At 72.1% G+C, this 14826-nt stretch carries 18 protein-coding genes; 12 read left to right on the top strand and 6 right to left on the bottom strand.

Annotated features, from left to right (window positions below; translation table 11 throughout):
* The first annotated feature begins 111 nt into the window (after positions 1-111).
* The 4 genes from SHK17_RS08925 to SHK17_RS08910 are packed head-to-tail and all read left to right on the top strand — an operon-like array spanning position 112 to position 2416.
* A complete protein-coding gene (locus SHK17_RS08925) occupies positions 112-462 on the top strand; it encodes a YciI family protein (RefSeq protein WP_322921804.1) in 351 nt (116 codons plus the stop codon).
* A gap of 10 nt (positions 463-472) precedes the next feature.
* The gene (locus tag SHK17_RS08920) at positions 473-832 is read left to right on the top strand and encodes a YciI family protein (protein ID WP_172272985.1); all 360 of its coding nucleotides are present in this window, start codon (positions 473-475) and stop codon (positions 830-832) included.
* Positions 829-1182, top strand: coding sequence for a YciI family protein (locus SHK17_RS08915; RefSeq protein WP_322921803.1), 354 nt, complete (start codon positions 829-831; stop codon positions 1180-1182). The genes SHK17_RS08920 and SHK17_RS08915 overlap by 4 nt, the downstream gene beginning before the upstream one ends.
* A 4-nt stretch (positions 1183-1186) precedes the next feature.
* On the top strand, positions 1187-2416 hold the full coding sequence (locus SHK17_RS08910; RefSeq protein ID WP_322921802.1) for an RNA polymerase sigma factor: 1230 nt from the start codon (positions 1187-1189) through the stop codon (positions 2414-2416).
* On the opposite strand, the gene glgC is transcribed toward SHK17_RS08910, so the two are convergent.
* Positions 2413-3666: a glucose-1-phosphate adenylyltransferase gene (gene glgC / locus SHK17_RS08905; protein ID WP_322921801.1), complete on the bottom strand. Its 1254-nt coding sequence runs from the start codon at positions 3664-3666 to the stop codon at positions 2413-2415. The genes SHK17_RS08910 and glgC overlap by 4 nt on opposite strands.
* 61 nt (positions 3667-3727) lie before the next feature.
* On the opposite strand from glgC, the gene glgA reads away from it, so the two are divergent.
* The 3 genes from glgA to SHK17_RS08890 all read left to right on the top strand — a co-directional run bounded on the left by glgA (position 3728) and on the right by SHK17_RS08890 (position 6706).
* Positions 3728-4915 carry a glycogen synthase gene (gene glgA / locus SHK17_RS08900; RefSeq protein ID WP_322424059.1) on the top strand — a complete coding sequence of 396 codons (1188 nt, stop codon included), beginning with the start codon at positions 3728-3730 and terminating at the stop codon, positions 4913-4915.
* A gap of 140 nt (positions 4916-5055) precedes the next feature.
* The gene (locus SHK17_RS08895; RefSeq protein WP_322921800.1) at positions 5056-5934 is read left to right on the top strand and encodes a DUF559 domain-containing protein; all 879 of its coding nucleotides are present in this window, start codon (positions 5056-5058) and stop codon (positions 5932-5934) included.
* A gap of 100 nt (positions 5935-6034) precedes the next feature.
* On the top strand, positions 6035-6706 hold the full coding sequence (locus SHK17_RS08890; protein ID WP_322921799.1) for a hypothetical protein: 672 nt from the start codon (positions 6035-6037) through the stop codon (positions 6704-6706).
* Here SHK17_RS08890 and SHK17_RS08885 read toward each other — a convergent pair.
* Positions 6699-8135, bottom strand: coding sequence for a glycine hydroxymethyltransferase (locus tag SHK17_RS08885; protein WP_172272997.1), 1437 nt, complete (start codon positions 8133-8135; stop codon positions 6699-6701). The two genes, SHK17_RS08890 and SHK17_RS08885, sit on opposite strands and share 8 nt — an antisense overlap.
* Before the next feature lie 191 nt (positions 8136-8326).
* On the opposite strand from SHK17_RS08885, the gene SHK17_RS21175 reads away from it, so the two are divergent.
* The 5 genes from SHK17_RS21175 (at position 8327) to SHK17_RS08865 (ending at position 11970) form a co-directional block, all read left to right on the top strand.
* A complete protein-coding gene (locus SHK17_RS21175) occupies positions 8327-8416 on the top strand; it encodes a putative leader peptide (RefSeq protein WP_363321295.1) in 90 nt (29 codons plus the stop codon).
* A 75-nt stretch (positions 8417-8491) separates the two neighbouring features.
* Complete coding sequence (locus tag SHK17_RS08880) at positions 8492-10210, top strand: nitrite/sulfite reductase (protein WP_322921798.1); 1719 nt, start codon at positions 8492-8494, stop codon at positions 10208-10210.
* 12 nt (positions 10211-10222) lie between these two features.
* On the top strand, positions 10223-10387 hold the full coding sequence (locus SHK17_RS08875) for an eL43 family ribosomal protein (protein WP_322921797.1): 165 nt from the start codon (positions 10223-10225) through the stop codon (positions 10385-10387).
* On the top strand, positions 10384-11127 hold the full coding sequence (locus tag SHK17_RS08870) for a phosphoadenylyl-sulfate reductase (RefSeq protein ID WP_322921795.1): 744 nt from the start codon (positions 10384-10386) through the stop codon (positions 11125-11127). Before SHK17_RS08875 ends, SHK17_RS08870 begins: the two co-directional genes overlap by 4 nt.
* 99 nt (positions 11128-11226) lie before the next feature.
* The gene (locus SHK17_RS08865; RefSeq protein ID WP_172273008.1) at positions 11227-11970 is read left to right on the top strand and encodes a sirohydrochlorin chelatase; all 744 of its coding nucleotides are present in this window, start codon (positions 11227-11229) and stop codon (positions 11968-11970) included.
* A 113-nt stretch (positions 11971-12083) separates the two neighbouring features.
* On the opposite strand, the gene SHK17_RS08860 is transcribed toward SHK17_RS08865, so the two are convergent.
* The 4 genes from SHK17_RS08860 to SHK17_RS08845 are packed head-to-tail and all read right to left on the bottom strand — an operon-like array spanning position 12084 to position 14818.
* On the bottom strand, positions 12084-12779 hold the full coding sequence (locus tag SHK17_RS08860; protein WP_322921794.1) for a DNA alkylation repair protein: 696 nt from the start codon (positions 12777-12779) through the stop codon (positions 12084-12086).
* Between the two features lie 16 nt (positions 12780-12795).
* Positions 12796-13167, bottom strand: coding sequence for a DUF3037 domain-containing protein (locus tag SHK17_RS08855; protein WP_322424366.1), 372 nt, complete (start codon positions 13165-13167; stop codon positions 12796-12798).
* Positions 13167-13967: a HipA family kinase gene (locus SHK17_RS08850; protein WP_322921793.1), complete on the bottom strand. Its 801-nt coding sequence runs from the start codon at positions 13965-13967 to the stop codon at positions 13167-13169. The genes SHK17_RS08855 and SHK17_RS08850 overlap by 1 nt, the downstream gene beginning before the upstream one ends.
* Positions 13964-14818, bottom strand: coding sequence for a PPK2 family polyphosphate kinase (locus SHK17_RS08845; protein ID WP_322921792.1), 855 nt, complete (start codon positions 14816-14818; stop codon positions 13964-13966). The genes SHK17_RS08850 and SHK17_RS08845 overlap by 4 nt, the downstream gene beginning before the upstream one ends.
* Positions 14819-14826 lie beyond the last annotated feature (8 nt).

The raw sequence follows: 14826 nt of genomic DNA, 5'->3' as shown, positions 1-14826 counted from the left end.
GTGCCCCGTCGAGAAAGTCCCCGTCCTCGTGTCGATTCCGGCAGTCTGGACCCGTCAGAGGGGTGAGGCCGCAGCCCTGCGGTCCGCGACAACCGAAGGAGCTCACCGACGATGAGCCGCTACCTGATCCTGCTGCCCGCTCCGGAGGCGGAGTGGGCCGAGCTGCCGCCCGAGGTCCACGAGAAGGGGCAGCGGTCGCACGAGCAGTTCCACCGCGACCTCTCCGCCGGAGGGCACGTGCTGGTGGTCGGCGGTCCCCTCGAGGCCTCCGACCGCGCCACGTCCATGCGCCCCGGCACGGACGGCGAGGCGCTCGTGACGGACGGTCCGTTCTCGGAGACGGCCGAGCAGGTGGTCGGCTTCTACCTCGTCGAGACCGACGACGAGGCCGACCTGCGCGCCGCCTGCGAGCGGTTCGCGGGTCGTGGCGAGCACATCGAGCTCCGACGACTGGCCGAGTGAGGAGACGGACATGACCGACTACATCGTGCTGCTGTTCGGTGACACCGAGGCGTGGTGGGACACGCCCGAGGAGGAGAAGAAGGCCACCTACGACGTGCACGGGCGCTTCACCGAGGAGCTCGAGCGGCGCGGGCACACCATCATCGGTGGGGCCGAGCTGCCGCGTGCGTCCGAGGCGAAGTCCATCGCGCCCCACGCGGAGACCGTCACCGACGGACCCTGGACCGAGACCACCGAGCAGCTCGGCGGCTACTACGAGGTCCGGACCGACGACCTCGACGACCTGATGGCGGTGTGCCGGATCCTCGCCACCACGGGAGACGCCGTGGAGGTCCACCGCAAGATCACCGGCGAGGAGGCAGCATCGTGAAGTACCTGGTGCTGCTGATCGGAGACGGCGAGCTGAAGGCATGGCCCGACCACACCGAGGAGGAACAGCAGGAGGTCATGCGCCAGTTCGAGGCGTTCGACGAGGCCTGCCGCGAGCGCGAGGGCGTGACGATCCTCGCCGGTGAGGCCCTCGCCGGCCCGAGCCACGCGACCACCGTGCGCACGCGCGGAGGACGCACCAGCCTCACCGAGGGGCCGTACGCCGAGGTGATCGAGGCGATGGGTGGCTTCTACCTCGTCGAGGCCCCCGACCTCGACGTGCTCGTCGAGCTGCTCGGCATCCTCCCTGCCTACGACATCCAGATCTCGCCGGCCGTGGACCCGTACTGATCCGGTGACCGATCTCGAACAGGTCGTGCGCCAGGAGTGGGGCCGGCTCGTGGCCCTGCTCCTGGCGCAGTTCCGCCGGCTCGACCTGGTCGAGGACGCCCTCGGTGACGCGGTCGAGTCGGCCAGTCGCCGGTGGCCCGAGGACGGGGTGCCGGACAACCCGGCCGCCTGGCTGATGACCGCCGCGCGACGACGGGTGCTCGACCGGCTGCGCACCGAGGAGGTGGCGCGTCGCAAGCTGCCCGTCCTCCTCACCGACGCCGAGCACCACCAGGAAGGGGCGCGCACGATGGCCGACGCCGGCAGCCTCGTCGAGGACGACGTGCTCCGCCTGGTGCTGATGTGCGCCCACCCGGCGCTCGCGCCGGAGTCCGCCGGGGCGCTGAGCCTGCGGCTGGTGCTCGGGGTCCCCACCGCCGACATCGCGCGGCTCTTCCTCGTGCCGGAGCCCACCATGGCCGCCCGGATCACCCGCGCCAAGAAGCGCATCGTCGGCGCCGGCATCCCCTTCGCCGTGCCCGACTCCTCCGTGCTGCCCGAGCGGCTCGACATCGTCGCGCAGACCGCCTACCTCGCCTTCACCGCCGGCTACTCCCCCGGCACGGGGCCCGACCTGCTGCGCGCCGAGCTGTCGGGCGAGGCGATCCGGCTGGTGAGGGTGGTGCTGGGCCTGCGCCCCGAGGAGCCGGCCCTGGTCGCGCTGCTCGCGCTCATGCTGCTCCAGCACTCGCGCCGTGACGCCCGCGTCCGCGACGGCCGCCTGGTCCTGCTCAGCGACCAGGACCGCACCCGGTGGCACCACGACGAGGTCGCCGAGGCCACCCGGCTCCTCGCCCACCCGAGCCTCGCCGGACCGCTGAGCCCGCTGGCGGCGTCGTACGTCCTGCAGGGGCGGATCGCGGCCGAGCACGCCACCGCGCCGACCGCCGCCGACACCCGCTGGGACCGCATCGTCGAGTGGTACGACCTTCTGCTGCAGGTCGCGCCCTCGCCGTCGGCGCGGCTGGCCCGTGCCGTGGCCGTCGCCGAGGACCGCGGAGCCGCGGCCGGGCTGGACGCCCTCGAGGGGCTCGAGATCCCCGACAGCCACCGCCCGGTCGCCGTGCGGGCCGAGCTGCTGGCGCGGACCGGCGACGTCGACGCGGCGCGGGCGGCGTACGACCAGGCGATCGCGGCGTGCCGCAACGACGTCGAGCGGGAGTTCCTCGTCGGGCGTCGCGCCGACCTGCCCTAGCCCTCGGGCACCGGCTGCTGCTTGGAGAGCACCGTCAGGCCCTCGTCGACGACGAACCCGCGGGCCCGGTCGGCCTCCTGGTCGACCCCGATGTGCACGCCCGGCGGGACGACGACGCCCTTGTCGATGATCGCGTTGCGCACGACGGCGCCCTCGCCGATGCGAACCCCGTCCATCAGCACCGAGTCGGAGACCTCGGCGCCGTCCTTGACCCACACGGCGGGCGAGAGCACGGACTGGTTGACCGTGCCGCCGCTGACGACGACGCCGGGCGACAGGATCGAGTTGAACGTCGACACCTGCGCACCGCTGGCGCCCTCGACCAGCTTGGCCGGCGGGTGCGGGCCGTAGCTGGTGTAGATCGGCCAGGCGGTGTTGTAGAGGTTGAACACCGGCAGCGGCGAGACCAGGTCCATCTGGGCGGCGTAGTAGGACCGCATCGTCCCCACGTCGCGCCAGTAGCCGCGGTCGCGGTCGGTCGCGCCCGGGACCTCGTTGTCCTTGTAGTCGTAGACCGCGGACTCCGACTTGTCGACGAACCACGGCACGATGTCGCCGCCCATGTCGTGCTTGGACTGCTCGGCCTCGGCGTCACGGGTCACGGCGTCGCGCAGGGCGTCGGCGTCGAAGACGTAGTTGCCCATGCTGGCCAGCACCTCGTCCGGTGCGTCGGGCAGGCCGACCGGGTCGGTGGGCTTCTCGAGGAACGCACGGATGCGCTGCGGGTTGCCCGGGTCGACGTCGATCACGCCGAACTGGTCGGCGAGGCTGATCGGCTGGCGGATCGCGGCGACGGTGCAGCCGGCGCCGGACTCGACGTGGTCGGCGACCATCTGGGAGAAGTCCATGCGGTAGACGTGGTCGGCGCCGACCACGACCACGATGTCGGGCTGCTCGTCGGTGAGCAGGTTGAGCGACTGGTAGATCGCGTCGGCGCTGCCGAGGTACCACCGCTTGCCGACGCGCTGCTGCGCCGGCACCGGGGTGACGTAGTTGCCCAGCAGGTTCGACATCCGCCACGTCGTGGTGACGTGCCGGTCGAGGCTGTGCGACTTGTACTGCGTGAGCACGACGACCTTGAGGTAGCCGGAGTTCACGACGTTGGACAGGGCGAAGTCGATGAGCCGGTAGATCCCCCCGAACGGCACCGCGGGCTTGGCCCGGTCGGCGGTGAGCGGCATCAACCGTTTGCCCTCACCACCTGCGAGGACGACGGCGAGGACCTTCTTGCGACTCGGCGTGGCTGCCATGCCTCGAAACTAGCCCTCCGCGGGGGCGCGGGTCGACCTCCCTTCAGGCTACGTTCGGCTCATGCGCATCGACGTCCTCAGCAAGGAGTACCCACCGGAGGTCTACGGCGGCGCCGGCGTGCACGTCGCCGAGCTCGTCCGTGCGCTGCGGGTGCTGCCCGACGTGGACGCCCGGGTGCGCTGCTTCGGGGCGCCGCGGTCGGAGGCCGGCACGACGGCCTACGCCGAGCCCGAGTCGCTGGTCGGAGCCAACGCCGCCATCCGCACGCTCGGCGTCGACCTCGCGATGGTCGACGACTGCGCCGGGGCGGACCTCGTCCACTCCCACACCTGGTACGCCAACATGGCCGGTCACCTCGCCGGACTGATGCACGACATCCCCCACGTCGTCAGCGCCCACTCCCTCGAGCCGATGCGGCCGTGGAAGGCCGAGCAGCTCGGCGGCGGCTACGCCCTGTCCAGCTGGGTGGAGCGGACGGCGTACGAGGGTGCGGCGGGCATCGTGGCCGTCAGCGCGGCGATGCGCGACGACGTCCTGCGCAGCTATCCGTCCGTCGACCCCGAGCGGGTCCACGTCGTGCACAACGGCATCGACACGACCCAGTGGTCGCCGGCGCCCGACCCCGACCGGGTCCGGGAGCTCGGCGTCGACCCGGACCGCCCGAGCGTGATCTTCGTCGGGCGGATCACGCGCCAGAAGGGCCTGCCGCTGTTCCTGCGCGCGGCCGCCGCGCTCCCGCAGGACGTCCAGCTCGTCCTGTGCGCGGGAGCGCCGGACACCCCGGAGATCGAGGCCGAGGTCCGCGGGCTCGTCGACGACCTCGCGGCCACGCGGTCCGGCGTCGTGTGGATCGCCGAGATGCTCCCCCGGCACGACGTCGTCGCACTGCTCACCGCGGCGACCGTCTTCGCCTGCCCGTCGATCTACGAGCCGCTCGGCATCGTCAACCTCGAGGCGATGGCCTGCGAGACCGCCGTCGTCGCGACCGCGACCGGAGGGATCCCGGAGGTCGTCGTGCACGGCGAGACCGGCTGGCTGGTCCCCATCGAGCAGGCCACCGACGGCACCGGCACGCCGCTCGACCCCGAGCAGTACGTCGCCGACCTCGCCGCCGCCCTGACCGACGCCGTCAGCGACCCCGACCGCGCGCGTACCTTCGGCGAGGCCGGACGCCGGCGCGCCGAGGAGTCCTTCAGCTGGGGCTCGATCGCGGCCCGCACGGTCGACCTCTACCGCTCGCTCGCCTAGGCGCGCGGACGAACGGACCGAACGACGGTTGCGGCTGGCCGTGCACGTTTAGGTCGGCCGTCCGGACGTGCGTTCGGTCCGTACGCCGGTCCTGTGGATGCCGCGAGGGGGACACCGTCTGCGTGACCGAGGCTGCCAGCATGGAGATCGCAGAGCTGATGCCGGTCCTGGGCGGAGTGGCCTCCCGCCGGATGCTGGTCAACGTCACGTCGAGGCGCGCGCTCGACGATGCCCTCCGGGCCGGGGAGCTGGTGCGGGTCGGCCGCGGACGGTACGCCGTACCGGCTGTGCACGCCGGCACCGAGCTGGCCCTCAAGGTGTCCGGGCACGTGTGCCTGGTCTCGGCCGCCCTGGAGCACGGCTGGAGAGTGAAGCTGGTGCCCGAGCGGCCGCAGGTTGCCGTGCCGAAGGACCGTCGTGTCGACGCAGCGACCCGCGCCCTCGTGGAGCTGAGCTGGGTCGACCTGCACGACGGCCACACCGAAGGACTATGCACCACCGAGGCGAAGACGCTCGAGATGTGCGGGCGCCGCCTGCCGTTCGACGAGGCGCTGTCCATCGCTGACTCGGCCCTGCGCGAAGGCTTCCCACGTCAGGCGCTGTTGGACCTCGCACGGACGGCGCGCGGTCCTGGGTCCGCACGTCTGCGACGCGTCGCCGAGGTCGCGGACGGTCGGGCGGCCAACCCGTTCGAGTCGGTCCTGCGAGCGATTGCCGTCGACCTGCCTGGGCTCGACGTCGAGCCGCAGGTGACAGTGCGCGGCGACCTGGGCCTGGTGGCTCGGTCGGACCTCGTGGACCGTCGTCTCCGCCTCGTGCTGGAGGCCGACTCCTTCGAGTGGCACGGTGACCGGGCCGCCCTGCGTCGCGACGCCCGACGCTACGACCTCCTGGTGGCGAACGGCTGGCAGGTGCTCCGCTTCGCCTGGGAGGACGTCATGCACGACCAGGCGTGGGTGCGCTCGGTGCTTTACGCGACCGTCGCACGGACCGAACGCGGACTCGACGCCTGCGGCTGAGCGTCGAGGCATGCCTCACCGCACGTTGGGTCCGTTCGTCGTGCGAGGCGAGGGGTGCCGGCGACCACCACGCGGGTCTACCGTGACCGGAGGAGGCGCCATGAGCCAGCCGGTCCCCGAGCCCGTGCCACCCGCCGTACGGGCGCAGATCCTCGCCACGGAGCACTGGGGGCTGCTCGCGGTGCGCAGCCAGACGTGGAACGAGGTGATGGGCCGGATCACCGCCCAGCTGATGTTCACCTCGGCCAGCCTGCTGTTCCTGGCGCTGGTCGGGCAGAGCGTGGGCTACACCGACACCTTCCGGTTCCTCGCCATCGTCCTCGGCCTCACCCTGCTGACCACGGGCACCCTCACGGCCTTCCGCGTGCACAACGCGAGCCAGGAGGACTACATGTTCGTCAAGGGGATGAACCGGCTGCGGGCGGGCTACCTCGACATCGACCCCGGCCTCGAGCCGTACTTCATCACCGGCCTCACCGACGACGAGGCCGGCATCGCCCAGACCTACACGATGGGGCCGGCGCGCAGCGCGAGCCACGTCGCGGCCAGCTCCGGGGTCTTCATCATCGCGGTCAACACGATCGTCGCCGCGGGCGTCACCGCGTTCGTCCTGTGGCCGCTCGGCGCGTGGGTCGCCGCCGTCGGCGCCATCCTGCTCGGGATCGCCCACTTCGCGTGGTGGATCTACCTCGGCTGGCGCAACTGGCAGCTGAACCTCACCCCCGAGTGGACGAGGTTCCCCGCAGGCCGCGCGGTCGGCCGCGTCAGCTGAGGACGAGCCCTGGATAGAGCGGGTGCTTGTCGAGCATCTCCGCCGACCGCTTCGTGACGCGGTCGGCCACGCCGTCGCCCAGGACGTACGACGCCTTGCTCGGGCCGCCGGCCTTGGTCGTGCCGGCCTCGGTGTTGCTCAGCACGTCGACGATCAGGTCGGCGACCGTGTCGAACTCGTCGTGGCCGAAGCCGCGGGTGGTGAGCGCGGGAGTGCCGAGGCGGACGCCGGAGGTGTACCAGGCGCCGTTGGCGTCGGCCGGGACCGAGTTGCGGTTGGTGACCACCCCGGCGTCGAGCAGCGCGGACTCGGCCTGGCGGCCGGTCAGCCCGAACGACGACACGTCGAGCAGGACGAGGTGGTTGTCGGTGCCGCCGGTGACCAGGTTCGCGCCGCGGCTGAGGAAGCCCTCGGCGAGCGACTTGGCGTTGTCGGCGACCTTCTGCGCGTAGCCCTGGAACTCGGTGGTGCGGGCCTCGGCGAAGGCGACGGCCTTGGCGGCCATCACGTGCGAGAGCGGGCCGCCGAGCACCATCGGGCAGCCGCGGTCGACGTCGGCGGCGAACTCCTCCTGCGCCAGCACCATGCCGCCGCGCGGCCCGCGCAGCGACTTGTGGGTCGTCGTGGTGGTGATGTGGGCGTAGGGCACCGGGTTCTCCTCACCGGTGAACACCTTGCCTGCCACCAGGCCGGCGAAGTGCGCCATGTCGACCATCAGCACCGCGCCGACCTCGTCGGCGATCTCGCGCATCCTGGCGAAGTTCACCCGGCGGGGGTAGGCGGAGTAGCCGGCGACCAGCACGAGCGGCTTGAACTCGCGGGCCTTGGCGGCGACGGCGTCGTAGTCGAGGAGCCCCGTCCCGGGGTCGGTGCCGTACTGCTGCTGGTGGAACATCTTGCCGCTGATGTTCGGGCGGAAGCCGTGGGTGAGGTGGCCCCCGGCGTCCAGGGACATGCCGAGCAGGCGCTGGTTGCCGAACTCGTGGCGCAGCGTCTCCCAGTCGGCCTCGGTGAGCTCGTTGACGTTCTTGGTCTGCAGCTTCTGCAGGTAGGGGGTCTCGACCCGGTTGGCCAGGATCGACCAGAAGGCGACGAGGTTGGCGTCGATGCCCGAGTGCGGCTGGACGTAGGCATACGGCGCGCCGAACAGCTCGCGGGCGTGCTCGGCGGCGAGCGCCTCCACCGTGTCGACGTTCTGGCAACCGGCGTAGAACCGGTGCCCGACGGTGCCCTCGGCGTACTTGTCGCTGAACCAGGTGCCCATGGTGAGCAGCACGGCCGGCGACGCGTAGTTCTCCGACGCGATCAGCTTGAGCGATCCGCGCTGGTCCGCGAGCTCCTGGCGGGTGGCCTCGGCGATCCGCGGCTCCACCGAGGCGATGACCTCGAGGGCCTGGGAGTACGCGCTGCTGATCAGGGAGTCCGTCATGCGTCACAGCCTAGAGGCCACGTCGCGGACCGACGTACGAGGTCGCGCGGGCGCGGACGGTGTGACCTGGACCGCACCGGTGGTCCTCCACAAGCGTCGCCAGCCCCCGCCGTCTCACATGTCGGAGCGCCATCTCACATGACAAGATTTCGCCTTGTGGAACCGGTGTCCAGTGACTGAGACTTCTTGACATGGTCACCGCCTCCACCCACGCGCACCTCGTGGTCCGACGTCACGTCGACCTCATGCGCGTGGGCAGCGCGACCTGTTGGCATCGCTGACGCCGCCCCCCAGCACGTCTTCTCCGCGCTCAACGTCGCGCGCGGCACTCCTCAGCGAACAGGATATTCCTGACCATGCCCGACCTCCGGTTCAAGCCCCAGGCCGCCCAGAGCACCGAGATCCCGCGCCCCAAGCGCGCCGAGGGCCAGTGGGCGCTCGGCTACACCGAGCCGCTCAACAAGAACGAGCAGTCCAAGAAGGACGACGACCCGCTCAACGTGCGGGACCGCATCCTCTTCACCTACTCGCGCCGCGGCTTCGACTCGATCGATCCCGCGGACCTGCGCGGCCGGTTCCGGTGGATGGGCCTCTACACGCAGCGTGCGCCCGGCTTCGACGGGGGCAAGACCGCGCAGCTCGAGGAGGAGGAGCTCGACGACCGCTTCTTCATGATGCGCGTGCGCACCGACGGAGCGATCCTCGACGGGCCGGCCCTGCGCGCCCTCGGTGAGTGCTCGACGTCGTACGCCCGCAACACCGCGGACATCACCGACCGCAACAACATCCAGTACCACTGGATCGAGATCGAGAGCGTCCCGGCGATCTGGGAGCGGCTCGAGTCGGTCGGCCTCACCACGCTCGAGGCGTGCGGCGACAGCCCGCGGCCGTTCCTCGGCTCGCCCGTCGCCGGCATCGCCAAGGACGAGATCATCGACGGCAGCGAGGCGCTCGCCGAGATCAAGCGCCGCATCCTGGGCAACCCGGCCTACTCGAACCTGCCGCGCAAGTTCAAGACCGCGCTCACCGGGCACCCCAGCCACGACGTGGCGCCCGAGGTCAACGACGTGTCCTTCGTCGGCACGGTCCACCCCGAGCACGGCCCCGGCTTCGACCTGTGGGTCGGCGGCGGGCTGTCCACCAACCCGATGCTCGCCCACAAGCTCGGCGTGTGGATCCCCCTCGACGAGGTGGCCGACGCGTGGGAGGGCGTGGCGGGCATCTTCCGCGACTACGGCTACCGGCGGCTGCGCTCGAAGGCCCGCCTGAAGTTCCTGCTCGCCGACTGGGGCAAGGAGAAGTTCCGCGAGGTCCTCGAGAACGAGTACCTCCACCGCGCCCTCGTCGACAACCCCTCCCCCGCGGCTCCGGTCACGCCCGGCGACCACATCGGCATCCACGAGCAGAAGGACGGCCACTTCTACATCGGCGCCGCGCCCGTGGTCGGCCGCATCGACGGCACGACGCTGTCGGCGCTCGGCGACCTCGTGGACGCGTACGGCGCCGCCGGCGCGCGGCTGACCGCCTACCAGAAGCTGGTGGTGATCGGCGTCGCCGCCGAGGACACCGAGCGGTTCGCCGACGACCTCGAGAAGATCGGGCTCACCGCCCGCCCGAGCAACTGGCGCCGCTCCACGATGGCCTGCACCGGCATCGAGTTCTGCAAGCTGGCGATCGTGGACACCAAGGAGCGCTCGCGCCGCCTGGTCACCGAGCTGGAGAAGCGCTTCCCCGACCTCGACACGCAGATCTCGGTCAACGTCAACGGCTGCCCCAACGCCTGCGCCCGCACCCAGGTCGCCGACATCGGGCTGAAGGGCCAGCTCGTCATGGACGCCGACGGCCAGCAGGTGGAGGGCTTCCAGGTCCACCTCGGCGGCGCCCTCGGGCTCAACCCCGTCATGGGTCGCAAGCTGCGGGCGCACAAGGTCACCAGCGCGGGCCTGGACGACTACGTCACCGCGGTCGTCTCGGCATACCTCGGGGACCGCACCGACGGCGAGCGCTTCGCCGACTGGGTCGCGCGCGCCGACGAGAGGCTGCTGCGCGGCGAGCCGGAGCCGGTCCCGGCATGACCAGGCGCGCCCATGTCTGAGAGAGCACAGCCCTTCCACTGCCCCTACTGCGGGGACGAGAACCTGTTCCCCCGTGAGGGCGCGGGTGCCTGGGAGTGCCGCTCGTGCCTGCGCGGGTTCACCGTGCAGATGACCGGGATGATCCGCGACCCCCGCACCGAGGGAGGTGCCTCGTGAGCCTCTCCACCCGCGCCGCGCGCGCCTTCAAGGGCACCCACACCGAGGGACGTACGCCGGAGGAGCTGCGCGAGCTGGTCTCCCACGTCGGCGCCGAGCTCGAGCTGGCCCCCGCCGAGGTCATCATCGAGTGGGCCGTCGCGACGTTCGGCGACCGCTTCGCCATCACCTCCTCGATGGGCGACGCCGTGCTGGCGCACCTCGCGTCAAAGGTGGCCCCCGGCCTCGACGTGGTCTTCCTCGACACCGGCTACCACTTCGTCGAGACCATCGGCACCCGCGACGCCGTCGAGGCGACGCTGCCGGTCAACCTGCTGACCATCACCCCGAAGCAGACCGTGGCCGAGCAGGACGCCGAGCACGGCACGGACCTCTACAAGACCGACCCGGACCTCTGCTGCGCCCTGCGCAAGGTCGCGCCGCTCAACGACGCGCTCTCGCGCTACGACGCCTGGGCCACCGGCCTGCGCCGCGCCGAGACCCACAACCGGGTCATCGCGCCGGTCGTCGGCTGGGACGCGCGCAAGGGGAAGGTCAAGGTGTCGCCCCTCGCCCGCTGGAGCGACGAGCAGGTCGAGCGCTACATCGTCGACAACGGCGTGCTGGTCAACCCGCTCCTCCACGACGGCTACCCCAGCATCGGCTGCTGGCCCTGCACCCGCCGCGTCGCCCCCGGCGACGACCCGCGCAGCGGTCGGTGGGCCGGCACCACCAAGACGGAGTGCGGGATCCATGCCTAGGCCACCCCGCGGCTCCACGACCGCACCCCCGAACACCGACAACGACGTCGAGCCCACCCAGCACCACCGCACCACTACGCACGATCGGAGGCACCCCTGATGGCTGCTCCTGCTCTGGTTGCCCTGGCCCACGGAAGCCGGGACCCGCGCTCAGCCGCGACGATCAAGGCGCTCGTCGCCGAGGTCAAGGCCATGCGTCCCGACCTCCGGGTCGAGACGGCGTTCCTCGACCTCTCCAAGCCGAGCTTCGACACCGTGGTCGACCGGCTGGTCAAGGCGGGCCACGACGAGATCGTCGTCGTCCCGCTCCTGCTCACCGAGGCCTACCACGCCAAGGTCGATGTGCCCGAGGCCGTCGCGGCGGCCATGGCCCGCCACGAAGGCGTCCGCATCCAGGCCAGCCGGATCCTCGGCATGGAGGCCGCCTTCCTCGAGGTCCTCGACGTCCGCCTGCGCGACGCGCTGAAGGCCGCGCGGGTCCGGGAGCTCGACGCGCTCGTGCTCGCCGCGGCCGGCTCGTCCGACCCGCTCGCCAACCAGGCGGTCGCTCGGATCGCCCGCACCTGGGGCGCCCGGCACCGGCTCCCGGTCACGGCGGCGTTCGCGTCGGCCGCTCCCCCGGCCGCCGGCGAGGCGGTGCGCGCCTTCCGCGCCGAGGGCAAGCGCCACATCGCGGTCGCGTCGTTCTTCCTGGCCCCCGGCCGCCTGCCGGACCGGGCCACCGAGCTCGCCGTCGAGGCCGGCGCCGTCGCCGTCTCCGACCCGCTGGGCGCCCACCCCGCCGTGGCGCGGGCCGTGCTGGCTCGCTACGCCGTCGGCGCGGTGGAGCTCGTCCCCGTCTGAGGTCCTCTCGTCGCCTGACGTCATGGCGGCTGGTCGCTCCGGCGACCGGTCGCCATGACGCTCGCGCCCGACGTCATGGGGGCTGGTCGCTCCGGCGACCGGGCGCCATGACGTCAGCCGAGGTGCTTGAGCGCCTCGCGGCGCGACAGCCCGCTCAGCCGGGCGTCGTGCGTCCTGACGAAGGCGCGGACCCAGTCCGGGTCGGTCCGCGCGTGCTGGCGCAGCGCCCACCCGAGCGCCTTGCGCACGAAGAACTCCCGGCCGTAGGCGGTGTCGTCGAGGTTCGCGACGAGCACGCGGGCGAGCAGGGCGGTGTCGGTGTCCTCGCCGTGACGCAGCTGCGAGAGCATCGCCGTACGCCGGACCCACAGGCTGTCGGCGTCCACGGACCACGCGTCCATCACCGGCGTCGCGTCCGGGCGGTGCTCGAGCAGCACGTGGCCGACGACGTGACCGGCGATCTCGTCCACCACGTCCCACCACGCGCCGGTGCGCACCAGCTCCTCCAGCAGCGGCAGCAGGTCGGGGTCGAGCCACCCACGGTACGCGCGGTGCCGCAGCAGCGCGATCGCGGCGTACCACTCCTCGCGATGGGCCGCGTCCTCCCACAGCTCCAGGACCGCCGCCTCCCAGGACCCGCGGTCGACGAACCGGTGCTCCTGCAGCAGCGGCCGCAGCAGCTTCTTGAGCTCTGGTGAGCCCAGGCCGACGTAGGGCAGGTCCGACTTCATGTAGGCCTGCTGCTGCGCCGCCCGCTCCGGGTCGCCGACCTCGGCGAGCGCGGCACGGACCGCACCGACGTACGTCATCGCGCTGCGCCCCGGCTCAGCCGACCAGGCGCTCGCGCAGGTGCCGCAGCTGACGGGCCGGGTCCAGCGTCATCCCGCCGTGGACCGGGCCCGGCTGGAGCACGGTGCTGCGCGGTGCCTTCAGGAAGCCGAAGCGCTGGCCGAGGGACTGCCGCGCCGCCTCGCCAGCGCGCTCGTCCCCGCGGCAGACCAGGTCGACGAACGTCAGGGCCTCGCAGACCCGGTCGACGTCGAGCTGGGCGTCGAGCGCGCGCAGCCGGTCGGCGTCGACGGACCAGTCGGCGTCGAGGAAGTCCGACGACTGGCAGTGCAGCACCACGCCGACGTTGAGGAACTCCTCGCGGTCGGGACGGGGCACGCACCGCAGGACGACGTACTGGTAGGCCATCACGACGCCGCCTCCGGGAGCCACTGCCGGGTGCCGAGCCGGGCGGTGAGGAAGTCGACGTACGCCGCCCGCAGCGCGTCGGGGGTCTCCGCGCCGGGGACCGGCTCCAGCCAGACGTCGGGCACCTCGGCCAGGACCTCGGTGAACACCTCCGGCCCGAGCAGGGCGGACAGCTCCTCGTCCAGCTCGCGCGCCCGCCGGGTGCAGGTCTCGAAGACGTGGCCGCCGACGTCCCACGGCTGCGCTGCGAACCTCGCCGGGTCGGTGACGCCCGAGCGCCAGCCGTGGTGGAAGTAGAGCGACGCGCCGTGGTCGATGACCCACAGGTCGCCGTGCCACATCAGCAGGTTGGGGTTGCGCCACGAGCGGTCGACGTTGGCGGTGAACGCGTCCAGCCACAGCACCCGGGCCCCCTCGTCGTCGGCCGCGCTGACCTGGCCGTCGACGCCGAAGGAGCCGGGCAGGAAGTCGATGCCGAGGTTGAGCCCCACGCTCGCGTTGAGCAGGTCCTGGACCTCCTCGTCCGCCTCGTAGCGGGCGAGCTCGGGGTCGAGGTCGAGGACGACGAGCCGCGGGGTGCGCAGGCCGAGCCGGGTGGCGAGCCCGCTGACCACGACCTCGGCGACGAGCACCTTGGCGCCCTGGCCCGCGCCGCGGAACTTGCAGACGTAGGTGCCGAGGTCGTCGCCCTCGACGACGCCGGGCAGGCTGCCGCCCTCGCGGAGCGGAGTGACGTAGCGGGTGACCGCGACGGTCGGGAGCCCGGCGGGAGCGGCGCCGGGACGTGCGGTGGCGCTCACCGGACCGGGGCCTCCTCGGCGAGGCGCTGCTGCTCCGCGGCGACGTCGAAGTCCGCCTCCGGCCACTGCAGGTCGAGCCCGCGGAGGGTGTCGAGGAGCAGCTGGCCGACCGCGAGGTTGCGGAACCACTTCTTGTCCGAGGGCACGACGTGCCACGGCGCGACGTCGGTGCTGGTGCGCTCGAGCGCGACCTCGTAGGCCTCCCGGTAGGCCGGCCACAGGGCGCGCTCGTCGAGGTCGCCAGGGTTGTACTTCCAGTGCTTCTCGGGGTTGGCCAGGCGCTCGGCGAGCCGCGCCCTCTGCTCGTCGGCACCGATGTGGAGCATGCACTTGATGATGGCGACACCCTCGTCGGCCAGGCGGGCCTCGAACTCGTTGATCGCGCCGTAGCGGCGCTCGACCTCCGTGGGGTCGGCGAAGCCGCGCACCCGCGCGATGAGGACGTCCTCGTAGTGCGAGCGGTCGAAGACGCCGATGTATCCGGCAGCCGGCAGGCCCTTCTCGATGCGCCACAGGAAGTCCTGCGCGCGCTCCTCCTCCGTCGGCGCCTTGAAGCTGGTGATGCGCACGCCCTGCGGGTCGACGAGGCCGATGGTGTGGCGCAGCACGCCGCCCTTGCCGCTGGTGTCCATCCCCTGCAGCACGACGAGCACCCGACGCTCGGAGCCGGCGGTGCGCTCGGCCCACAGCCGCTCCTGCAGGTCGGCGAGCTCGGGCGCCATGGCGGCGAGGGCCGCCTTGCCGTCGGACTTGCTGCCGTCGAAGCCCGGCGCCGCGTCGGTCTCGATGGCGGTGAGGTCCACCCGCCCCGGGGCGAGGCGTACGGCGTCGGCGATCGCGGAGGTCGTCATGGGCACAT

This window comes from Nocardioides renjunii (assembly GCF_034661175.1).
GTDB lineage: Bacteria > Actinomycetota > Actinomycetes > Propionibacteriales > Nocardioidaceae > Nocardioides > Nocardioides renjunii.
This window is presented reverse-complemented; position numbering and strand designations above follow the sequence as displayed.